This window comes from Kitasatospora sp. NBC_01539 (genome assembly GCF_045040525.1).
In the GTDB taxonomy this organism is placed as follows: Bacteria; Actinomycetota; Actinomycetes; order Streptomycetales; family Streptomycetaceae; genus Kitasatospora.
In genome coordinates this window covers 4,213,822-4,234,799 of record NZ_CP109390.1, presented here as the reverse complement: position 1 = coordinate 4,234,799, position 20,978 = coordinate 4,213,822, and the positions used below count along the sequence as shown (strand labels likewise).

General features: G+C 72.3%; 18 protein-coding genes and 1 tRNA gene. 11 read left to right on the top strand and 8 right to left on the bottom strand.

The features are described from left to right. The first annotated feature begins 106 nt into the window (after positions 1–106). From OG335_RS18190 to OG335_RS18175, 4 genes are all read left to right on the top strand, one after another. A complete protein-coding gene (locus OG335_RS18190) occupies positions 107–1,282 on the top strand; it encodes a hypothetical protein (RefSeq protein WP_405012168.1) in 1,176 nt (391 codons plus the stop codon). 92 nt (positions 1,283–1,374) lie between these two features. Then, a complete protein-coding gene (locus tag OG335_RS18185) occupies positions 1,375–1,959 on the top strand; it encodes a cysteine hydrolase family protein (protein ID WP_405012167.1) in 585 nt (194 codons plus the stop codon). Next, positions 1,956–2,870 carry a GlxA family transcriptional regulator gene (locus tag OG335_RS18180; protein ID WP_405012166.1) on the top strand — a complete coding sequence of 305 codons (915 nt, stop codon included), beginning with the start codon at positions 1,956–1,958 and terminating at the stop codon, positions 2,868–2,870. Before OG335_RS18185 ends, OG335_RS18180 begins: the two co-directional genes overlap by 4 nt. A gap of 172 nt (positions 2,871–3,042) precedes the next feature. Continuing rightward, positions 3,043–3,528 (top strand): LURP-one-related/scramblase family protein, encoded by a 486-nt coding sequence (locus OG335_RS18175; protein ID WP_405012165.1) that lies wholly within the window; start codon positions 3,043–3,045, stop codon positions 3,526–3,528. An 83-nt stretch (positions 3,529–3,611) separates the two neighbouring features. On the opposite strand, the gene OG335_RS18170 is transcribed toward OG335_RS18175, so the two are convergent. After that, positions 3,612–4,832, bottom strand: a complete 1,221-nt coding sequence (locus tag OG335_RS18170) for a glutathionylspermidine synthase family protein (RefSeq protein ID WP_405012164.1) — start codon at positions 4,830–4,832, stop codon at positions 3,612–3,614. Between the two features lie 5 nt (positions 4,833–4,837). Continuing rightward, positions 4,838–5,161 carry a hypothetical protein gene (locus OG335_RS18165; protein ID WP_405012163.1) on the bottom strand — a complete coding sequence of 108 codons (324 nt, stop codon included), beginning with the start codon at positions 5,159–5,161 and terminating at the stop codon, positions 4,838–4,840. A gap of 87 nt (positions 5,162–5,248) precedes the next feature. Between OG335_RS18165 and OG335_RS18160 the strand changes: the two genes are divergently transcribed. Continuing rightward, on the top strand, positions 5,249–5,671 hold the full coding sequence (locus tag OG335_RS18160) for a DUF350 domain-containing protein (protein WP_405012162.1): 423 nt from the start codon (positions 5,249–5,251) through the stop codon (positions 5,669–5,671). A 20-nt stretch (positions 5,672–5,691) separates the two neighbouring features. On the opposite strand, the gene OG335_RS18155 is transcribed toward OG335_RS18160, so the two are convergent. Together OG335_RS18155 and OG335_RS18150 are read right to left on the bottom strand one after the other, a co-directional pair. Then, entirely contained in the window at positions 5,692–6,297 is a 606-nt protein-coding gene (locus tag OG335_RS18155; protein WP_405012161.1) for a GNAT family N-acetyltransferase, read from the bottom strand. A 121-nt stretch (positions 6,298–6,418) separates the two neighbouring features. Then, positions 6,419–7,702 (bottom strand): adenylosuccinate synthase, encoded by a 1,284-nt coding sequence (locus OG335_RS18150; protein ID WP_405012160.1) that lies wholly within the window; start codon positions 7,700–7,702, stop codon positions 6,419–6,421. 127 nt (positions 7,703–7,829) lie between these two features. On the opposite strand from OG335_RS18150, the gene OG335_RS18145 reads away from it, so the two are divergent. From OG335_RS18145 to purM, 3 genes are all read left to right on the top strand, one after another. Then, entirely contained in the window at positions 7,830–8,648 is an 819-nt protein-coding gene (locus OG335_RS18145; RefSeq protein WP_405012159.1) for a diacylglycerol kinase family protein, read from the top strand. A 220-nt stretch (positions 8,649–8,868) separates the two neighbouring features. Beyond that, positions 8,869–10,446, top strand: a complete 1,578-nt coding sequence (gene purF, locus OG335_RS18140) for an amidophosphoribosyltransferase (protein WP_405012158.1) — start codon at positions 8,869–8,871, stop codon at positions 10,444–10,446. 75 nt (positions 10,447–10,521) lie between these two features. After that, positions 10,522–11,607 (top strand): phosphoribosylformylglycinamidine cyclo-ligase, encoded by a 1,086-nt coding sequence (gene purM / locus OG335_RS18135; protein ID WP_405012157.1) that lies wholly within the window; start codon positions 10,522–10,524, stop codon positions 11,605–11,607. Positions 11,608–11,804: 197 nt separating this feature from the next. Here purM and OG335_RS18130 read toward each other — a convergent pair whose 3' ends face one another. Both OG335_RS18130 and OG335_RS18125 read right to left on the bottom strand, forming a co-directional pair. Further along, complete coding sequence (locus OG335_RS18130) at positions 11,805–12,050, bottom strand: DUF3073 domain-containing protein (protein ID WP_405012156.1); 246 nt, start codon at positions 12,048–12,050, stop codon at positions 11,805–11,807. Positions 12,051–12,424: 374 nt separating this feature from the next. Beyond that, the gene (locus OG335_RS18125) at positions 12,425–13,600 is read right to left on the bottom strand and encodes a Glu/Leu/Phe/Val dehydrogenase dimerization domain-containing protein (RefSeq protein ID WP_405012155.1); all 1,176 of its coding nucleotides are present in this window, start codon (positions 13,598–13,600) and stop codon (positions 12,425–12,427) included. Between the two features lie 162 nt (positions 13,601–13,762). On the opposite strand from OG335_RS18125, the gene OG335_RS18120 reads away from it, so the two are divergent. Continuing rightward, positions 13,763–14,683 carry a hypothetical protein gene (locus tag OG335_RS18120; RefSeq protein WP_405012154.1) on the top strand — a complete coding sequence of 307 codons (921 nt, stop codon included), beginning with the start codon at positions 13,763–13,765 and terminating at the stop codon, positions 14,681–14,683. Between the two features lie 510 nt (positions 14,684–15,193). Further along, on the top strand, positions 15,194–15,400 hold the full coding sequence (gene bldC / locus OG335_RS18115) for a developmental transcriptional regulator BldC (protein WP_014137253.1): 207 nt from the start codon (positions 15,194–15,196) through the stop codon (positions 15,398–15,400). Positions 15,401–15,739: 339 nt separating this feature from the next. Here the strand turns inward: bldC and OG335_RS18110 are convergent. Together OG335_RS18110 and hrpA are read right to left on the bottom strand one after the other, a co-directional pair. After that, positions 15,740–15,813, bottom strand: a tRNA-Asp gene (locus OG335_RS18110). A 125-nt stretch (positions 15,814–15,938) separates the two neighbouring features. Next, positions 15,939–19,922, bottom strand: coding sequence for an ATP-dependent RNA helicase HrpA (hrpA, locus tag OG335_RS18105; protein ID WP_405012153.1), 3,984 nt, complete (start codon positions 19,920–19,922; stop codon positions 15,939–15,941). Between the two features lie 238 nt (positions 19,923–20,160). Between hrpA and OG335_RS18100 the strand changes: the two genes are divergently transcribed. Continuing rightward, positions 20,161–20,961: a class I SAM-dependent methyltransferase gene (locus OG335_RS18100; protein WP_405012152.1), complete on the top strand. Its 801-nt coding sequence runs from the start codon at positions 20,161–20,163 to the stop codon at positions 20,959–20,961. Positions 20,962–20,978 lie beyond the last annotated feature (17 nt).

Here is a 20,978-nt window from a genome sequence, read left to right as displayed (position 1 = left end):
GCGGTCGGCGCCGGTGGTCGGCCGGTGTGGGCAGTGGGCGGGCCGCGACCCGGGCCCGCCCACCCCGGCGGGGGCGTCGGGAGGCCGTCCTGGGATGATCCCGGGCATGGCTGTCGGATCCCGCTCCTACGTACCGGTCATCCCCCGCGTCCTGGTGGGCGCGGTCGCCGGGACTGCGTACATGATCGTCCTGATCCAGGGCCCGCCGACGCTGCCGCGGATGGCCGCGGCGGCGGGAGGCGCCTTCGTCGGGCTGGCGTCGGCCCTGTGGGCGTGGTCCCTCATGGTGCTGCTGCTGGGACCGTGGTGCGGACTGATGGCCCGGATCGTCCTGATCGGGGCGGGGCCCGCGCTGCGGACCTCGATCGGCACCGGCCGGATCGTCGTCGTGCGGCGGGTGCCCGTTCCCGTCGTCGACGTCCTGCCGGGGGTGGGCCCGGGCCCGGTCGTCCGGTGGAAGGTGGTGGTCGGCGCGATCGTGGCCCTGGCCGTCCAGGTGCTCGCAGGATGGGCGCTCCTCCAGATGGGCCCGGCGTTCGGCACGGTGGCCGGTGTGACCTGCATGGGGGCGGCCGTGATCCGGCTCGGTGCGACCGTGCACGCCTCCGTCCGGGTGGGCACCGCCGGGGCGGGTGCCGGCGATGCTGCGGTGACCCGGGTGATGGCGGCCGTCCAGAAGGACGTGGCGGAGGCCCGACGGCTCATCGGGACATGGTCGGACCAGGCGCTGCTGGAGTCGGTCGGCGGCAGGACGGCCGAACTGCTGGTGCTCGTCGGCGAGGGCCGCTACCGCGAGACGGTCGCCCTGGCGGAGCTGCTCGCCCGCGACCCGGGCCTGCCGGCGGAGCAGCGGGCGAGCATCGAGCTGACGTGCGCCCGGGCGCTGGTGTACGCCATGGAACGGGAGGATCCCGAGCCGGGCGCGCGTGAACGCTTCCTCGCCCTGTACGGCAGGCTGCGCCGGGCCCCGGCGCCGCTGACCTCCGGGAGCGACCTGAAGGCGCTCCACCATCTCGTCGAGGGCGATGTGGGGCGGGCGGTCGACGAGGCCCGGTCCGCCGCCCGGGTGGGCAGTGCGCCGCTCCGCCGCTCGATGACGTACTGCACCCTGGCCCTGGCCCTCGACCGCGTTGGGCGTGCGGCGGAGGCCCGCAAGGCACTGGCCGCGGCCAGGTCGGTGGGGCCGCACAGTGCCCGCATCGACTTCGTCGCCCGGCGTCTCGCGGAGGGCGGGCAGGGCGGGCAGGGCACCCAGCGCACGCAGGACGTGCGGACCGGGTAGGACGGGCAGCCCGCTCCGGATGACCGGATCGGTCCGGTGCCGGTCGGGATCATGCCTGGGCGGGCGGCGGGGGCCGGGGCCAGCATGGAGGCATGCAGACCGCACTCGTCGTCATCGACGTCCAGGAGTCCTTCCGTCGCCGCCCCAACTGGGCGTCCGTCTCGAACCCGCAGATCGTGAAGCAGGTGGGCCGGCTGGTGGACGCCGCCCGGGAGAAGGGGCAGCTCGTCGTCTGGGTGCTCCACAGCGAGCCCGGGTCGGGCACGGTCTTCGACCCGGCGCTCGGGTTCGTGCACCCGATCGAGGGGCTGGAGCCCGCCGAGGGCGAGCCCGTCGTCACCAAGACCTCGCACAACGCCTTCACCACCACCAACCTGCAGCAGCTGCTCACCCGGCACGGGGTGGGGGAGCTCGTGATCAGCGGCATCCGTACCGAGCAGTGCTGCGAGACGACGGCACGGGTCGGCTCCGACCTCGGGTACGACGTCGTCTTCGTCACCGACGCCACCGCGACCCACCCCATCGAGCACTGGGAGGCCCCGGCCGGCCGCAGCCAGGAGGAGATCCTCGCCGACCCGCGTACGCTGTCGACGCGGGAGATCACCGCCCGTACCGAGTACGTGCTCGCGGGCCGTTTCGCCCGGATCGCCAGCGTCGAGGAGCTGACCGGATCGTGACCAGGGTGGTCTTTCTGCTCGCGCCGCGGGTGCACCTGCTGGACCTGGCCGGTCCGGCGCAGGTCTTCTCGTCGGCCGCCGACATCGGCCACCGCTACGAGACGGTGTACGTGGGCGAGCAGGAGGACATCCCCACGGCGCAGGGGATCGGCCTGCGGGCCGGGACGTCCTGGCCCGCGCCCTCCGCGGACGATCTGGTGGTCGTGCCGGGCTGGCGCTCCCCGGTGCTGCCCCGCGGTCCGGTGTTCGGCCGCGCGACGCTGGAGCGCCTGGTCGCGCACCGGGAGGCCGGCGGCACGGTGGCGAGCGTCTGCTCCGGGGCCGACGCGCTGGGCCGGGCCGGGCTGCTCGACGGGCGGCGCTGCACGACCCACCACGACCTGCAGGACGAGCTGGCGCTCCGCTATCCGCGGGCGGCCGTCGTGCCGGACGTGCTGTTCGTGGAGGACCGCGGCGTGGTCACGTCCGCGGGCATCGCCAGCGGCATCGACCTGGCGCTGCACCTGCTGGCGGTGCGCCACGGGCCGTACGCCGCGGCGCGGGTGGCGCGCACGATGGTGGTGCACACCCGCCGCAACGGCGACCAGCGGCAGGAGAGCGCGATGCTGCGGCACCGCGCGCACCTGAGCGACGTGGTGCACCGGGTGCAGGACGTCATCGACGCCCGGTTCACCGACCCGCTGCTGCTGGCCGGGCTCGCGGAGGCGGCGGGGGTGAGCGAGCGGACCCTCACCCGGCGGTTCGTGCGGGCCACCGGCTGCACGCCGTTGCGCTACCAGCAGGAGCTGCGGCTGGAGCACGCGGAGCACCTGATCGGGCAGGGGTCGACGGTCGAGTCGGCGGCCCGCGCGGTGGGGTTCCTGGACGCCCGGATGCTGCGGCGCCTGCGCGCCCGCCCGTCCGCGGCCTGACCGCCCGGCCCCGGGGCCCCGCCCCCGACACCCCGGCCGCCGACGCCCCGGCCGCCGTCCCGTGGCCCGTGCCCGGGGAGACCCGCGGCCCGTCGGCGGACCTCGCGGGGAGGATGTCCGGCACGATGTGCTCGGCAGGATTCCATCCGACTCGACGGAAAACGGGTGCGGCATGAAGTACGTGGTCAAGGAGCGGCTGTTCGCGGTCGGCGACGACTACTGGATCGAGGACGGCGACGGCGAGAAGGCGTTCCTGGTGGACGGCAAGGTGCTGCGGCTGCGCGACACCTTCGAGCTGCAGGACACCACGGGTGCGGTGGTCGCGGTGATCAAGGAGAAGGTGCTCACCGTCCGGGACGCGATGAGGATCGAGAACGCCGACGGCGACACCGTCGCGACCGTCCGCAAGAAGCTGTTCACGCCGTTCCGCGACAAGTACCACGTGGAGCTGGAGGGCGGCGGGGAGCTGGAGGTCCACGGCGACCTGATCGACAAGGAGTACAAGGTCGAGTCGGACGGCGACACCGTCGCCGAGATCTCCCGCAAGTGGTTCCGGATCCGCGACACGTACGGCGTCGAGATCGCCGGGGGCGCGGACGTGCCGCTGCTGCTCGCCGTGGCCGTCTGCCTGGACCGGATGGTCGAGCACAACGACTGACCGGGCCCGGTGCCGCCCCGCGAACCGGCCGGTGGCCGCGAGCGGGGCGGCGGTGCCGCCGTCGGCGTGGCCGGGCCGGGCCGTCAGAGGATGACGTGCGGCAGGAACCGGGCGCCCTGGTGGGTGATCGGCGAGTCGTGGGTCTCGCGGATGCCGAGGCCGGCGGCCTCGCCGTCCACGACCCAGGCGCCGAGCACGGGGTGGTTGCCGTCGAAGTCCGGCAGTGGGCAGAGCTGCTGGTAGCAGAAGCCCTCGGTGCCGTACCGGTCGGGATCGCCGGCCCAGGCGGGGAGCAGGGTCTGGGCGCCGTCGGGTTCGACGATCCGCACGCCGGCGCCCTCGCGGCCGAGCAGCGGCTTGGCCGCGTAGCCGGTGGCGGTGAGGTCGCGCGGCCCGTCCAGGTAGGCGGGCAGCAGGTTGGGGTGGCCGGGGAAGAGCTCCCAGAGCACCGCGAGCAGGGCCTTGTTGGAGAGCAGCATCTTCCACGGCGGCTCGATCCACAGGGTGGAGCCGGTGGAGCCGCCCAGGTCGATGCCGGCCAGCAGCTGCTCGCCGAACTCGTCGTCGGCGAGCCACTCCCAGGGGTAGAGCTTGAACGCCGAGCGGATGTAGCGCTGCTCCAGGTCGACGAAGCGGCCGGAGATGCCGTCGAGGCCGATGTCCTCCATCGCGATGGAGACGGTCTCCAGGCCGGCCTGTCCGGCGGTCTCCTGCAGGTAGAGGGTGGTCATCCAGTCCTCGCCCTCGGTGTCGCCGCGCGAGTGCGCGAAGTGCACCGGGCCGGGGGGCAGCAGGTCCTTCTGCCGGCCCCACGCCTCGACCAGCCGCTCGTGGAGGGAGTTCCACTGGTCGGCCTCGGGGAAGCGCTCCTCCATCCAGAACCACTGCGGGCTCGCCGCCTCGATCAGCGAGGTGGGGGTGTCGGCGTTGTACTCGAAGAGCTTGGCCGGCCCGGTGCCGTCGTACGCGAGGTCGAAGCGGCCGTACAGCGAGGGCTGTTCCTCGCGGCGGCGCCAGGAGGTGCTGACGACCTCGGCCAGGCGCGGGTCCGTGATGCCGTAGTCGGCGAGGCGGCCGGTGCGCACCACGTGGTCGGCGGCCTCCAGGCAGAGCTCGTGCAGCTCGTCGACGACCTCCTCCAGCGCCTCGACCTCGGCCGGGCGGAAGGAGTAGTAGGCGCTCTCGTCCCAGTAGGCGTACTCGGTGCCGGGGTCGCGGGGGTCCTCGCAGACGGCGTAGATGAGGCCCTGCGACTCGACGGCCGCCTGCCAGCCGGGCCGGGGTTCGACGGTGTGGCGGCGCATGCCGGTCAGCCCCCGCCCGAGCCCGAGGTGCTGCCGGTGGGGCAGCCGAAGCCGCCGCGCTTGGTGGCGGCCTTGTCGAAGGTGCCGCCGCCGGCGGTCAGCGCGCCGGAGCCGCAGTAGTACCAGCGGCCGGCGGAGGCGGCCGTGCCGCCGCTGCAGGAGTGGTCCTCCAGCACCTTGAGGGTGCCGGGGTCGACGCAGCGCCGCGGGGCGCTGCCGCCGCCGCTGCCGGTGGCGCAGCCGGTGAGGGCCAGGGCCAGGGTGCCCACCATGCCGAGGGCGACGACGCCGGAGCGACGGCGGGCGGGAGCGGTGTCGGTGGGGGTCATGACGGGTGATGGTACTTGGGGGTCCCCCGGGCCGGGGCCATGGGATATCTTTTGCCGGTCCTTGACTCGTCGCCACGGGGGAACACCATGAACGACATCGTCCACGGCCTGGGCGTCGCCGCCGCGTTCGGCGCGTTGGGCCTGGTGCTGCTGCTGCTGGGCGTGGGTCTGGTCGACGTGCTGACGCCGGGCAAGCTGGGCCGCCAGATCTGGGTGGAACGCAACCGGAACGCCGCCGTGGTGCTGAGCTCCGCGCTGCTGGGGATCGGCGGCATCGTCTTCACGGCGATCATGTACACCTACGACGAGTTCGGTAAGGGCCTGGCGGCGACCGCCACGTTCGGCCTTCTCGGCCTGGTGCTGATGGCGGCCGCGTTCTGGCTGATCGACCTGCTGACGCCGGGCAGGCTCGGCGAGGTGCTGGTCGACCCCGAGCCGCACCCCGCGGTGTGGGTGACGGCCGCCTGCAACCTGTCGGTGGCGGCGATCGTGGCGGCTTCGATCGCCTGACCCGTCTCCCCCTCCGTGACCTACCGGCCCGCGGCCAGGCGCTCTGTCAGACGAGCCCTGGCCGCGGGCCATTCGTCGTGCAGCATGGAGAAGTAGACGGTGTCGCGCCAGGTGCCGTCGGGGCGGCGGCGGTGGCGGCGCAGGGTGCCCTCGTACAGGGCGCCGAGGCGGCGGATGGCGTTCTGCGAGCGCTCGTTGAGGTGGTCGGTCTTCCAGCTGACCCGTCCCATGCCGAGGTCGTCGAAGGCGTGGGTGAGCAGCAGCAGCTTGGCCTCGGTGTTCACGGCGGTGCGCCACACGGCGCGGGCGTACCAGGTGCCGCCGATCTCGACCCGTTCGTGCGCGGCGTCGAGGTCGAGGTAGCAGGTGACGCCGACGGCCCGGCCGGTGCCGGGGGTGACGACGGCGAACGGCACGGACGCGCCGGCGGCGGCCTCGGTGAGCACGGAGTCGACGATCGCGGCCATCGCCTCCCCGGTGCGGGGCACCGGGTGCGTCAGCCAGCGCCAGACCTCCTCGTCGCCGCCGGCCGCGGCGAACAGGTCGGGGGCGTGGTCGGCGCGGAGCGGTTCGAGGCGGACGTGGCGGCCGGTGAGGACGGTGGGTGCGGGCTGCTTCGCGGTCATGCCGCCGACTGTAGGGCGCTGTTGCACTAGATGCAATCCATATTTGCACTAGTGCAATCGTGGGGACCCGGGCATGCCGAAGGGCCCCGCACGCCGGTGCGGGGCCCTTCGGAGGTGCGTCCTACAGGAAGGAGTTGATCTGGATGGTCTCGGTGCGGCCGGGGCCGACGCCGATCGCGGAGATCGGTGCGCCCGACATCTCCTCCAGCGCCTTCACGTACGCCTTCGCGTTCTTCGGCAGCTCGTCGAAGGTCTGCGCCTTGCTGATGTCCTCGGACCAGCCCGGAAGCGACTCGTAGACCGGCTTGGCGTGGTGGAAGTCGGACTGGTTGTACGGCAGCTCCTCGACGCGCTTGCCGTCGATCTCGTAGGCCACGCAGACCGGGATCTGCTCCCAGCCGGTGAGCACGTCGAGCTTGGTGAGGAAGAAGTCGGTCAGGCCGTTGACCCGGGTCGCGTAGCGGGCGATCACGGCGTCGAACCAGCCGCAGCGGCGGTCGCGGCCGGTGGTGACGCCGCGCTCCCCGCCGATCCGGCGCAGGGCGTCGCCGTCGGCGTCCAGCAGCTCGGTCGGGAACGGGCCCGAGCCGACGCGGGTGGTGTACGCCTTCAGGATGCCGATGACCCGGTCGATCTTGGTCGGGCCGATGCCGGAGCCGGTGCAGGCGCCGCCGGAGGTCGGGTTCGACGAGGTCACGAAGGGGTACGTGCCGTGGTCGACGTCCAGCAGGGTGCCCTGGCCGCCCTCCAGCAGGACGACCTTGCCGGCCTTGAGCGCCTCGTCGAGGACGAGGGTGGTGTCGGCGAGGTACGGGCGGATCTTGTCGGCGTAGCCGAGGTACTCCTCCAGCACCAGCTCCACCGGGATGGCGCGGCGGTTGTAGAGCTTGACCAGCAGCTGGTTCTTGTCGTGCAGCGCCGCTTCGATCTTCTGCCGCAGGATCGACTCGTCGAAGAGGTCCTGCACGCGGATGCCGACACGGTTGATCTTGTCCGCGTAGGCGGGACCGATGCCGCGGCCGGTGGTGCCGATCCGGCGCTTGCCGAGGAAGCGCTCGGTGACCTTGTCCAGGGTGCGGTGGTACGGCGTGATCAGGTGGGCGTTGCCGGAGATCAGCAGCTTCGAGGTGTCGATGCCGCGGTCGTCCAGGCCCTTCAGCTCGGAGAGCAGCACGCCCGGGTCGATGACGACGCCGTTGCCGATCACCGGCGTCACGTTCGGGCTGAGGATGCCGGAAGGGAGCAGGTGCAGGGCATACTTCTGGTCGCCGATGACCACCGTGTGACCGGCGTTGTTGCCGCCCTGGTAGCGGACGACGTAGTCGACGGAGCCACCGAGGAGGTCAGTCGCCTTCCCCTTGCCCTCGTCTCCCCACTGGGCGCCAACGAGCACGAGTGCCGGCACAGGCGTACACCCCTTCCGGTTGGGGCATCCTGCGGAAGGCCGCAGTCTGCCCCGAGATAGACGAAGCCCCTGGCGCAATAGCGCAAGGGGCTCTTGCACCGAGAGATTACCTGAGGAAGGACCGGTCGTGTCGTCGCAGTCCACGCCTGCGTCCCGCCCCGACGAGCCGCGCGGGAGGGATCCGCTGCTGGTGCTGGTCGACCCGGCGGCCGCCCGGGCGGACGGCGAGTCGGTGCGGATCGCCCGGGACGTCCTCCGCGGGGGCGCGGACACCAAGGTGGCCCTGCCCGAGAGCCCGTCCGAACTCGACCGGATCCTGTCGCACCGCGGCCGCCGCCGACCGGTCGTGATCGGTTCCGACCAGGCTGTGCAGCGGGTGCTGCAGGCCCTCCACCGGCAGCGTGACCTGGGCGCGGACCCGGTCGGCGTGGTGCCGGTGGGCCCGGCCGGGGCGACCACCGCCTGCCGCGCCCTGGGGGTGCCCGCCGAGCCGGTGGCCGCGGCCAGGGCGGTGCTCGCGGGCGCGCCCCGCAAGCTCGACCTGGTGGTCGACGACGGCGGCGGGGTGGTGCTCGCCGAACTGCGCGTGGTCGGGGAGCACCGCCGGGGTCCGATGTCCCTGCGTTCGCTATGGGCGAAACTGGCTGCGCCCGAGCAGGGGACCGCCTCCGACCCGGACGGCACCCGGCTGCGGGTCGAGGCGGACGGGCGGCTGCTCGCCGACGTCCACGAGAAGGTCCGGCTGCTCGCCGCGAGCGCCGCCGGCGGCGAACTCGTCCTGGACATCGCGGTGGGCGGGTCGTCCCGCCGGCTGCGCGCGGGCACCCTCAGCGTGGCGGGCCGCGGCTTCGGCTACACCGCGGACGGCTGCGCCGTCGGCCCCGTCCGGCACCGGACGTGGACGGTGCACCCGGGGGCCTGGGGGCTGATGCTCCCCACCGGGTGAGCAGGATCACGCCCGGACCCGGCCGTCGACGGACCGTCAGCCGCCCGGCCGCTCCGCAGAGCACGTGTGACAAGGGAAGTGCGCGCCCGGGCCGGATGCCCGCCGCAGCGGGTCCGCAGCGTGTAAGGGGCCTTCTCTACGCGCGTTGCCACCGTTTCGTCCAACGATCCGGCCCTCCCCTGTTCGGGAAGGCGCACGGAACTGGCCTAGACTCGAAGACGTGCCACGTGGTGACGGACGACTCAACCACGATCTTCTTCCCGGCGAGAAAGGCCCCCAGGACGCTTGCGGCGTCTTCGGTGTCTGGGCTCCCGGCGAGGAGGTCGCCAAGCTCACGTACTTCGGCCTCTATGCCCTGCAGCACCGCGGACAGGAATCCGCGGGCATCGCAGTGAGCAACGGCTCCCAGATTCTCGTCTTCAAGGACATGGGCCTCGTGTCCCAGGTCTTCGACGAGACCTCCCTGGGGTCGTTGCACGGGCATATCGCCGTCGGACATGCCCGCTACTCGACAACAGGTTCGTCGGTCTGGGAGAACGCCCAGCCGACCTTCCGGGCGACCGTGCACGGTTCGCTGGCCCTCGGGCACAACGGAAACCTGGTGAACACCGCCGAACTGGCGGCCATGGTCGCCGAGCTGCCCGGCGAGGAGCACGTCTCCCGCTCCGGCCGTTCCGCGGCGACCAACGACACCGACCTGGTGACCGCCCTCCTCGCGGGCTACCCCGAGCTGTCCATCGAGGACACCGCCCGGCAGATCCTGCCCAAGGTCAAGGGCGCCTTCTCCCTCGTCTTCATGGACGAGAACACCCTGTACGCGGCCCGCGACCCGCAGGGCATCCGCCCGCTGGTGCTCGGCCGCCTGGAGCGCGGCTGGGTGGTGGCCTCCGAGACCGCCGCCCTCGACATCTGCGGCGCCTCCTTCATCCGCGAGGTCGAGCCCGGCGAGCTCATCGCCATCGACGAGCAGGGCATGCGCACCTCGCGGTTCGCCGAGGCCAAGCCCAAGGGCTGCGTCTTCGAGTACGTGTACCTGGCCCGCCCGGACACGTCCATCGCCGGCCGCAACGTGCACCTCTCCCGCGTGGAGATGGGCCGCAAGCTGGCCGCCGAGGCGCCCGCCGAGGCCGACCTGGTGATCGCGACCCCGGAGTCCGGCACGCCCGCGGCCATCGGCTACGCCGAGGCCAGCGGCATCCCGTACGGCTCCGGCCTGGTGAAGAACGCCTACGTCGGCCGCACCTTCATCCAGCCCAGCCAGACCATCCGGCAGCTCGGCATCCGGCTCAAGCTCAACCCGCTCAAGGAAGTCATCCGCGGCAAGCGCCTGGTGGTGGTGGACGACTCCATCGTCCGCGGCAACACCCAGCGCGCGCTGGTGAAGATGCTCCGCGAGGCGGGCGCCGCCGAGGTGCACATCCGGATCTCCTCCCCGCCGGTCAAGTGGCCCTGCTTCTTCGGCATCGACTTCGCCACCCGCGCGGAGCTGATCGCCAACGGCATGACCATCGAGGAGATCGGCCGGACACTCGGCGCCGACTCGCTCGCCTACATCTCGATCGACGGCATGATCGAGGCCACCGCGCAGCCCAAGGACAAGCTCTGCCGGGCCTGCTTCGACGGGGTCTACCCGATGGAGCTGCCCGACCCGGCGCTGCTGGGCAAGCTGCTCCTGGAGGCCGAGATCGCCGGCAGCCAGCAGCCCCCGGCCGTCCGCGGCAAGCCCACCAGCGACCTGGACGGCGTCCAGTCGCTGCTCGGCGGTCACGGCGCGGCCGACGCGCTGCGCCGCCCCTAGTGCCCAGGCCGCAGGGCCCCGACCGGGGCCCTGCGGCTGTTTTTCCACCCCCATGACCCGAGAGGGCCGCAGCACGTGACCAGCAACGAGAGCGGTGCCACCTACGCCGCCGCAGGTGTCGACATCGAGGCGGGCGACCGCGCCGTCGAGCTCATGAAGCAGTGGGTGAAGAAGGCGAACCGCCCGGAGGTCGTCGGCGGCCTCGGCGGCTTCGCCGGGCTCTTCGACGCCTCCGCCTTCAAGCGCTACGAGCGTCCGCTGCTGGCCACCGCCACCGACGGCGTGGGCACCAAGGTCGCGCTGGCCGCGGCCCTGGACAAGCACGACACCATCGGCCACGACCTGGTCGGCATGGTCGTCGACGACCTCGTGGTGTGCGGCGCCGAGCCGCTCTTCATGACCGACTACATCTGCGTCGGCAAGGTCGTCCCCGAGCGCGTCGCCCAGATCGTCAAGGGCATCGCCGAGGGCTGCGCCCTGGCCGGCTGCGCCCTGATCGGCGGCGAGACCGCCGAGCACCCGGGCCTGCTCGGCCCGGACGAGTACGACGTGGCCGGCGCCGGCACCGGCGTGGTGGAGGCCGACGCGCTGCTCGGCGCCGAGCGGGTCCGCGCGGGCGACGTCGTCATCGCGATGGCCGCCTCCGGCCTGCACTCGAACGGCTACTCGCTCGTCCGCCACGTACTGCTCAACGAGGCCGGCTGGAAGCTCGACCGCGAGGTCGAGGAGTTCGGCCGCACCCTCGGCGAGGAGCTGCTGGAGCCGACCCGGATCTACTCGCTGGACTGCCTGGCGCTCACCCGCGCCACCGAGATCCACGCCTTCTCGCACGTCACCGGCGGCGGCCTGGCCGCCAACCTGGCCCGGGTCATCCCGGAGGGCCTGCACGCCCGCCTGGACCGCGGCACCTGGACGCCGCTGCCGGTCTTCCAGACCGTCGCGCAGGTCGGCCGCATGCAGACCCTGGAGATCGAGAAGACCCTCAACATGGGCATCGGCATGGTCGCGGTCGTGCCGCCGGCCTCCGTCGACGTCGTCCTCGCGATCCTGGAGGACCGCGGCGTCGAGGCCTGGCTGCTCGGCGACGTCGTCGACCGCGCGGACGAGCACGACGCTGCCGCGACGCTCTACAACGCGTACGAGGGCTTCACCCTCGCCTGACACCGGTCCGTGGCCGCCTCCCTCGGGGGCGGCCCCGGCCGTGCAGGAGCCCCGCCCGGCCGGAGTGCGGACGGACGCCGACCGCAGCCGCGTGCCGCTCCGCGGCGGCGCACCGGGCCGCGACCGTGCGTCGGGCAGCGGACACGCCGAAGACCGGTCCGGCACTCGTGGAGTACCGGACCGGTCTCGGTCGGCTGTCAGGCGCGGCGGCGGGAGTTGCCGTTGTCGGCGCTGTCCTCGTCGTCGTCCTCGTCGGCGTACAGATCCGCGTACGCCGCGTAGGGGTCGTCCTCGTCGTCGTCCTCGATCGGCTCAGGCTCGATCGCGGTGGACGGAGATACACCCAGCTCATGAGACAGACGATTCGCGTCGAACCCGCCGCTGTTGTACTTCAGCTCGCGGGCGACCTTCGTCTGCTTGGCCTTGGCCCGGCCGCGCCCCATGGGTCGACCCCCTCAACGATGGGGCTCACGGCCCCGAGTCTGACACGTGTTCATGATCAGGAGCGGCCTGCCCGGAGTGGGATAGCCGTCCCTTGGAGCATTAACGGTACCTGTTTCCGCCGCCGGACGGTACGTCACGGGTGTGACGTGGCGCGCACTCACAGCCTCCGAAACCAGGTCTTTCCAGGTCACGGGAGGTTTGTTCGGCTTCTGCAGGCTCCCGGGAGCATTCCCGGGCTTGTCGTTCCACTGCCGATTATCCCCCGCCGGAGGAGCGGGCATCGCCCGATCGGGCTAGCAAGTGAGAATCCGGTTCCACATTGTGACCGGCGGGGGGCGGGCTCCCGCCCCCCGCCGGCGGCACGCGGCGCGGATCAGGAGCGGCGGGCGCCCGGGAGCAGGATCGAGCGCAGCGCGCTCACCTCCCGCATCCGCTTCTCCGCGAGGCGGTCGGCCGCCACGGCCGGCGGCACCCCGTCGGCGGCGGCCCGGGTGAAGATCTCCAGCGTGGTGTCGAAGATCTTCGTGGCCTTGTTCTTGGCGCGGTCGAAGTTGAAGCCCTCGATCTCGTCCGCGACCTGGATCACGCCGCCGGAGTTCACCAGGTAGTCGGGGGCGTAGAGGATGCCCCGGTCCGCGAGGTCCTTCTCCACGCCGGCGTGGGCGAGCTGGTTGTTCGCCGCGCCGCAGACGATCACGGTGCCGGCGGTGCCGAGCACCCCGACCGTGGCGTCGTCGAGCGCACCGCCGAGCGCGCAGGGCGCGTACACGTCCAGGGAGGCCCCCAGCAGGGCCGCGGTGTCGGCGACGACCTCCACCCCGGGGTGGGCGGCGCGCACGCGGTTGACGGCCGCCTCGGAGACGTCCGTGACGACCACGGTGGCGCCGTCCGCGACGAGGTGGCCGACCAGGTAGTGGCCGACCTTGCCGACGCCCGCGACGCCGACCCGGCGGCCGCGCAGCGTGGGCTGGCCCCAGCGGGCCTGCGCGGAGGCGCGCATGCCCTGGAAGACGCCGAAGGCGGTGAGCACGGAGGAGTCGCCCGCGCCGCCGTACTCGGGGGAGCGGCCGGTCACGAAGCGGGTCTCGCGGGCCACGACGTCCATGTCCTGGACGTACGTGCCCACGTCGCACGCGGTGACGTAGCGGCCGGCCAGCGACTCCACGAAGCGGCCGTAGGCCCGGAGCAGCGCCTCGTTCTTGTCGCCGCCCTCGGCGGACGGGGCGGGGTCGCCGATGATGACGGCCTTGCCGCCGCCCAGGTCGAGCCCGGCCAGGGCGTTCTTGTAGCTCATGCCGCGGGAGAGCCGCAGCGCGTCCTCCAGCGCCTCCTCCTCGGTGTCGTACCGGTGGAAGCGGGTGCCGCCGAGGGCCGGGCCCAGGGCGGTGGAGTGGATGGCGATGACGGCCTTCAGACCGGTGGACCGGTCGTGGCAGAGGACGACCTGCTCGTGGCCGTCCCCGGGCGCGGCGTCCGGCCCGGTCGCGAAGATCCTGCTGAGCACTCCTGGTGCGGGGTGCGCGGCGGATGCGGTGTGTACGTCGGTCACTGTGGTGACTCCAGTATCTGCGGGCCCGCGGCTGTGGTGCGGGCGTCTGATCGAAGCCTAGCCCCGGGTCCGCCACCGGATCTGCCCTCTGACGGTCCCACGGGCATAACGACCGGAAGCCGTCCACGGCACCCTCCCCGGCGGCCGCCGGTGCGTGCGACGATGCCGGGTGTGACCGCCGTGCGCACTTCGGTGCTCCCGCCCTACGCCGCCCAGCTGCGGGTCTACGAGCCGCTCGCCGCCTATCCGGAGCCCGAGCGGAGCCGCTGGCAGGCCTATGCGGCGGAGCACGGCCCGGACGCCGAGGGGCTGGACGGGGCGGTCGCCGCCGCCGCCCTGGCCGAGCAGCGCCGCGCCCTGGCGGAGCTCGCGGGCCGGACCCCGGGCGCCCTGCCCGACCGGGAGGGCGGGCGGGCCCTCGTCCGGCTGGTCGACGGGGTCACCTACGTCTGCCCGTGGACGGACCGGCTGCGGAGCTGGCAGGCCCTGGACGAGCTGCGCGGGGCGCTGCCCGCGTTCCTCCTCGACACCGTGCTCCCGCCGGCCGTCCGGGCGGCCGCGGAGGCGGACCACGCCCGGTGGCGGGCCGACCATCCGGACGCCCGTCCGTGGGTGCTCACCAGCCGCTGGGAGGTGCCGGTGCGCTGGTGCCTGCCCTTCGGGGAGGAGGACCGCCGCTTCGTGCCCGCCGGGCCGGCCGAGGACGGGCGTGCGGCGGCCCCTGCGGCCCTCTTCTACCTGACGCCGATGGCGCAGGCCCGCCGCCGCGTGGCGCGCGGCTACCGGGCGCTGCGGACCTCCGTGCCGGGGACGCGGCGCGGACCCGGCGGCGCCCTCGTCCTCGGCGTGGAACAGGTCGGCCGGTGGCTGGAGGAGTTCCACCCGCGGTCGCTGGTCGAGCTCGACTACGGGGGCCTGGTGCACCTGCTCGGGGCCGAGGGGCTGGCCGCCGAGAGCTCGGTCGGGGAGGTCGAGTCGGGCATCGGCGCGCTGCGGGCCGGGGACACCGAGGCGGCGGTGCGCGCGTACGAGGCGGTGACCGCCCGTTGGCGGCGGGTGCTGGCCCTGCGGCAGGCGAGCTGACACGAGGTCAGCCGTGCGGGGTGAGAGTACCGGTGAACAGGGGTAGGAACGGTAGGGACCTTCGACCCTGTCCGAAGGACGATGGTCCGGGTTCGGTCAATACCTGTCGAACGTGACACTACTCACCGTTGACGCGAACTTACCCCTATATGCAAAAATGGGACAACCAGCCCAAGTTCAACCCGGTGTGTCCACTTCTGGGCGCATCTGACGGTGGTGCGTACTTTGCGGTGAAACGGAGGGTCTGGTCATCGCGTAGCCGAATGTCATGATTTCGTGACTGTCCGTTATGAGATGGTCCATGGCTGTCCGTCACACTTGACCCACCAGGGGGCAATTTAGGCGGTTTGGCCGATGGGGCTGGACGGATGGTGTAGTTGTAGACATCAGGACAAGCCGTTCGTCCTATTACCGACTCGGCCCGTCTGTGCCATTTCGGGCATCGCGGGTCAAGGTGCAGAATTTGAAGGATAGAACCGCCCTGGTTCGGTTCTCCCGAGGAGGCCGCTCATGACCGCTCGTACCCCTGACGCCGAACCTCTGCTGACGCCGGCAGAGGTCGCCACCATGTTCCGCGTGGACCCCAAGACGGTGACCCGTTGGGCCAAGGCGGGCAAGCTGACGTCCATCCGCACACTGGGCGGCCACCGCCGCTACCGTGAGGCGGAGGTACGTGCTCTGCTGGCCGGTATTCCGGCCCAGCGCACCGAGGCCTGAGGGGCTTCGGAAGCTTTTCCCGAGGGCCGCACCCCTGACTCCGCCGGGTCGGGTGTGCGGCCCTTCGGCATGCCGTGCGCAGGATTCCTGGTGGGGCCCCTGGGGGTGGGGGGAATTACCGGTAATGCATGTGCAATTTTACATATTAAATTCCGGGGGGCCCGGGAGGGGGCTCAAGTGTCCGATCTCAAGGATGGATAAGTGATGACCGTCACAGACTCGTTACCTTGAGGTCTAGACCTGACTCGGTGTAGAGGAGTGCTGACACGGCATCGGTCCCGCCGCGCCGGGAACACGGAGAGGCCCGGAACCTGACGGTTCCGGGCCTCTCCTGTACTGCGATCCCGACGGGACTTGAACCCGCGACCTCCACCTTGACAGGGTGGCGAGCTAACCAACTGCTCCACGGGACCAGATGTTTCTGATCCGTTCGCCTGCTCTCGCCTGCGAACAAGACAGACCCTACTGCATCGCGGGGCCCCAGGTCGAACCGGCTCCGATCGGCCGGAACCGGTGCGCCCCGGGGCCCCGCGACGGCTCAGCGCACCGCCGCGTCCAGCGCGCGCAGGATGCGCTTCTCCGACACCGGGGAGGGCGTGCCCAGCCCCTGCGCGAAGAAGCTCACCCGCAGCTCCTCGATCATCCAGCGGACCGCCCGCAGCTCCGGAGACGGCTCCCGGCCGGCCGGCACCCGGGCCAGCTCCTCCCCGTACGCGTGCTGGACCGCCTGCACCTTCTGCAGGTTCGCCAGGTCGCGCTGCGGATGGTCGGGCAGCGCCTCCAGCCGCCGGTCCACGGCCAGCAGATAGCGCTTCAGGTCCGGCAGCCGCTGCCAGCCGGTGGCCGCCACGAAGCCCGGGAACACGAGCGAGCTCAGGTGCAGCCGCACGTCGTTGACCGCCGTCAGCAGCACCGGGCTGCTGACCGCCTTCAGCCGGTTCGAGGCCCGGTGGAAGGCGATGAGCGCGGTCGCCGCCTTCAGGGTCGTGTCCGCCGCCAGGTCGTACAGGTCGGCGCGCACCTTGTCGTACAGCACGGTGAACGCCGCCTCGTCCCACACCGGACCGCCGTTGACCGTCATCAGGCGGTCGACCGCGGCCGTCACGATGTCCTCGAACAGCGCCGGGACCGAGCCGTGCGGGTTGTACGACAGGGCGAGCTTCGCCTGGTTGCCCAGCCGGCCCTGGATCGCCTTCGCCGGCGAGTTCACCTGGAGCATCAGCAGCCGGCGGGTGCCCGCCCACATGGCCTGCTCCTGCCCCTCCGGCGTGTCGAACAGCCGGATCGCCACCGACGAGCCCTCGTCCACCAGGGCCGGGTAGGCCCGCAGGGCGTGGCCGCGCGAGCGCTGCTCGAAGGTGCGCTGCAGCACCGGCAGCCCGGCCGGCCAGGCCGTCAGCCCGCTCTGCTCGATGCCCCGGCCCGACGCGGCGCTGGACAGCGTCTCCGACAGCTTCGGCTGGAGCGTGCGGCGCAGCTCCTCCAGGTCCTTCGACTCGGCGAGCTTCTTCTTGCCGTCCACCACCCGGAAGGTGACCTTGAGGTGGTCCGGCACCCGCTCCTCGTCCCAGGCCTCCGGCGGCACCGGGACGGCCGACATCCGGTGCAGCACGCGTTCGAGCGTGGGCAGCAGCGGCTCCTGCCGGTCCTGCATCTCCCGCAGCGCCGCCGCCGCGAAGTCCGGCGCCGGCACGAAGTTGCGGCGGATCGCCTTGGGCAGCGACCGGATGTGCGCGGTCACCAGCTCCGCCCGCAGGCCGGGGATCTGCCAGTCGAAGCCCTCCGCGGTGACCTGGTTGAGCACCGGCAGCGGAATGTGCACGGTGACGCCGTCCGCGTTGCTGCCCGGCTCGAACTGGTACGTCAGCGTGAAACGCAGCTTGCCCTGCTGCCAGGTGTCCGGGTAGTCGGCCTCCGTGATGCCGTCCGCCGACTCGTTGATCAGCATCGACTTCTCGAAGTTCAGCAGGTCCGGCTGCTCGCGCCGGGCCTGCTTCCACCAGGCGTCGAAGTGCCGGGTCGAGACAACGTCCTCGGGCAGCCGGGCGTCGTAGAAGTCGAACAGCGTCTGGTCGTCGACCATGATGTCGCGGCGCCGGGCCCGGTTCTCCAGCTCCTCGACCTCGCCGAGCAGCTTCCGGTTCTCCGCGAAGAACCGGTGGTGGGTCTCCCAGTCGCCCTCCACCAGCGCGTTGCGGATGAACAGCTCGCGGCAGAGCTCCGCGTCGATCCGCCCGTAGTTCACCTTGCGCTGCGCGACGACCGGCATCCCGTAGAGGGTGACCTTCTCGTACGCCAGCACCGCGCCGGCCTTCTTCTCCCAGTGCGGCTCGCTGTACGACCGCTTGATCAGGTGGCCCGCCAGCGGCTCGACCCACTCCGGCTCGATCTTCGCGTTGATCCGCGCCCACAGCCGCGAGGTCTCCACCAGCTCGGCGGACATCACCCAGCGCGGCGGCTTCTTGAACAGCCCCGACCCGGGGAACACCGCGAACCGGGCGCCCCGCGCACCGCCGTACTCGCGCTTCTCCACGTCGAACAGGCCGATGTGCGAGAGCAGGCCCGACAGCAGCGCCTGGTGGATGCGGTCGGCGTCCGGCTCGGTGTCGTCGTCGGCCCCGTGCGGACCCTCGTCGATCGTCACCCCGAGCTGCTTGGCGACCGTCCGCAGCTGCACGTAGACGTCCTGCCACTCGCGTATCCGCAGGTAGTTCAGGAACTCCGACTTGCACATCCGGCGGAAGGCCGAGGAGGAGAGGTCCCGCTGCTGCTCCCTGACGTACCGCCACATGGAGAGGAAGGAGAGGAAGTCCGACGTCTCGGACGTGAAGCGGCGGTGCCGGTCGTCGGCGGCCTGGCGCTTCTCCGCGGGGCGTTCGCGCGGGTCCTGGATGGAGAGAGCGGCGGCGATCACCATGACGTCGCGGACGCAGCCGAGCCGGTCCGCCTCCAGCACCATGCGGGCCATCCGCGGGTCGACCGGCAGCTGGGCCAGCTTGCGGCCGAGCGGGGTGAGCCGCTTGCGGTGGTCCTTCTCCGCCGGATCGAGCGCCCCCAGCTCGTGCAGCAGGTTGACGCCGTCCTTGATGTTGCGGGAGTCCGGCGGGTCGAGGAACGGGAACGCGGCGATGTCGCCCAGCCCGGCGGCGGTCATCTGGAGGATGACGGAGGCCAGGCTGGTGCGCAGGATCTCCGCGTCGGTGAACTCCGGCCGGGAGAGGAAGTCCTCCTCCGAGTACAGCCGGATGCAGATGCCGTCCGAGGTGCGGCCGCAGCGGCCCTTGCGCTGGTTGGCGCTCGCCTGGCTGACCGCCTCGATCGGCAGGCGCTGCACCTTCGTGCGGTGGCTGTAGCGGGAGATCCGGGCGGTGCCCGGGTCGACCACGTACTTGATGCCCGGCACGGTGAGCGAGGTCTCGGCGACGTTGGTGGCGAGCACCACCCGGCGGGAGTTCGACCGCTGGAAGACCCGGTGCTGCTCGGCGGAGGACAGCCGTGCGTACAGCGGCAGCACCTCGGTGAACTTCAGCTTCATGCGGTTCAGGGCGTCCGCGGTGTCGCGGATCTCCCGCTCGCCGGAGAGGAAGACCAGGATGTCGCCCGGGCCCTCGGCCTGCAGCTCCTCGACGGCCTCGCAGATCGCCTGCACCTGGTCGCGGTCGCGGTCGGCCTCGCGCTCGCCGTCCTCGTCCTCCGCGCCCTCCTCCAGGATCGGCCGGTACCGCACCTCGACGGGATAGGTGCGGCCGGACACCTCGACGATCGGCGCGTCCTCGAAGTGCGCGGCGAACCGCTCCGGGTCGATCGTCGCCGAGGTGATGACGACCTTCAGGTCGGGGCGGCGCGGCAGCAGCTGCTTGAGGTAGCCGAGCAGGAAGTCGATGTTGAGGCTGCGCTCGTGCGCCTCGTCGATGATCAGGGTGTCGTACTGCCGCAGCTCGCGGTCGGTCTGGATCTCGGCCAGCAGGATGCCGTCCGTCATCAGCTTGACCAGGGTGTCCGGGCCGACCTGGTCCGTGAACCGGACCTTCCAGCCGACCGCCTCGCCCAGCGGCGTCGCCATCTCCTCCGCGACGCGCTCGGCGACGGTGCGGGCGGCGATCCGGCGGGGCTGGGTGTGCCCGACCAGGCCCTTCACGCCGCGGCCCAGCTCCAGGCAGATCTTCGGGATCTGCGTGGTCTTGCCGGACCCTGTCTCGCCCGCGACGATCACGACCTGGTGGTCGCGGATCGCCGCCAGGATGTCGTCCTTCTTCTGGCTGACCGGCAGCTCCTGCGGGTACGTGATGGCCGGTACCGCGGCCCGCCGCCGCTCGACGCGCAGCTCGGCCTTCGCGATCTCGGCGGCCAGCTCCTCGGCGATCTTCTGGCGCGCCTCCGGCTTGCGCACCCTCCGAGCGCCGTCCAGCCGTCGGCCGATCCGCTGCTGGTCGCGGAGCATCAGCTCGGGAAGCCGGGCGGCCAGACCTCCGACGGTGGGGGCATCGACGGGCTGGGATACGGGAGAACTCACTGCGGGCATCCCTCTAGGTTCGCAAGGAGGCACGGGCACGCGCACCTCGGTTTTCGAGCGCCTCCAGTGTCACAGCCCGGGGCGGCGAACGGCGAACGGCCTGCGCGAACCGCGGGGGGCGGGCACGGACGGCACCCGTGCCCTGCCCGTCCGCCGCAGTCCCCGTCGTCGTCCCCGCACGCCGGGCACCGCCCGGCCGCTGGCTAGGCTGCCGCGCGGACGTTCGACGAGAGATCGTGGGGGAGCGATGGCCGGCGAGTTCGACGCGCACGAGCGGAGCATGTGGAAGGGGACCGCGGCCGCGTACGCGCGGAGTTTCGCACACCTGTGCGGTGCCACGGTGCCGGAGCTGGTTGCGGCGGCCGGGGCCGGCCCGGGTACGGCCGTGCTGGACGTCGGCACCGGGCCGGGCACGGCGGCCGCCGCCGCGGTGCGGCTGGGCGCCGCGGTAACCGCGGTCGACGCCGAGCCGGACATGGTGGCGCTGGCCGCCGCGAACGTGCCGGAGGCCGCGGTGCGCCACGCCGTCCTCCCGGACCTGCCCTTCGCGGACGGCTCCTTCGACGCGGTGGTGGCCAACTTCGTGATCAACCACGTCGAGGACCCGGTCGCCGCACTGGCCGAGCTGCGCCGGGTGACCCGCCAGGGCGGGCGGATCGCGGCCACCGTCTGGGCGGCGGAGGGCAACGGGGCGATGGCGGTTTTCGCCGGGGCGCTGGACGCGGCCGCGGTCGAGCGGCCGGTCTTCCCCACCCTGCCCGTCGACTTCGCCCGGACGCCCGAGGGCCTCGCGGGCCTGCTGGCCGAGGCCGGCTGGAGCGGGACCGCCGGGCGCGCACTGCGCTGGACGCACCGCGCCACCGCCGAGGACTACTGGCAGGGCCCGGCTGGCGGCGTCGCCAACGTCGGCCTGCTGGTGACGGCGCAGCCGCCGGAGACCGTCGCGCTGATCAAGCGGCACTACGACCGGCTGGCCGCCGGGCAGGCCGACGCGGACGGCCTGCTGGCCCTGCCCGCGGCGGCGGTGCTCGCGGTGGGCCGCAATTGAGCCGGTGCCAACTGCCC

Coding starts and splice junctions, on each gene's coding strand:
- OG335_RS18165 (WP_405012163.1), bottom strand. CDS start 5,161: ATGACCCCCACCGACACCGCTCCCGCCCGCCGTCGCTCCGGCGTCGTC.
- OG335_RS18190 (WP_405012168.1), top strand. CDS start 107: ATGGCTGTCGGATCCCGCTCCTACGTACCGGTCATCCCCCGCGTCCTG.
- OG335_RS18130 (WP_405012156.1), bottom strand. CDS start 12,050: ATGGGGCGCGGCCGGGCCAAGGCCAAGCAGACGAAGGTCGCCCGCGAG.
- OG335_RS18170 (WP_405012164.1), bottom strand. CDS start 4,832: ATGCGCCGCCACACCGTCGAACCCCGGCCCGGCTGGCAGGCGGCCGTC.
- OG335_RS18160 (WP_405012162.1), top strand. CDS start 5,249: ATGAACGACATCGTCCACGGCCTGGGCGTCGCCGCCGCGTTCGGCGCG.
- OG335_RS18175 (WP_405012165.1), top strand. CDS start 3,043: ATGAAGTACGTGGTCAAGGAGCGGCTGTTCGCGGTCGGCGACGACTAC.
- hrpA (WP_405012153.1), bottom strand. CDS start 19,922: ATGCCCGCAGTGAGTTCTCCCGTATCCCAGCCCGTCGATGCCCCCACC.
- OG335_RS18155 (WP_405012161.1), bottom strand. CDS start 6,297: ATGACCGCGAAGCAGCCCGCACCCACCGTCCTCACCGGCCGCCACGTC.
- OG335_RS18185 (WP_405012167.1), top strand. CDS start 1,375: ATGCAGACCGCACTCGTCGTCATCGACGTCCAGGAGTCCTTCCGTCGC.
- bldC (WP_014137253.1), top strand. CDS start 15,194: ATGACCGCTCGTACCCCTGACGCCGAACCTCTGCTGACGCCGGCAGAG.
- OG335_RS18120 (WP_405012154.1), top strand. CDS start 13,763: ATGCCGGGTGTGACCGCCGTGCGCACTTCGGTGCTCCCGCCCTACGCC.
- OG335_RS18100 (WP_405012152.1), top strand. CDS start 20,161: ATGGCCGGCGAGTTCGACGCGCACGAGCGGAGCATGTGGAAGGGGACC.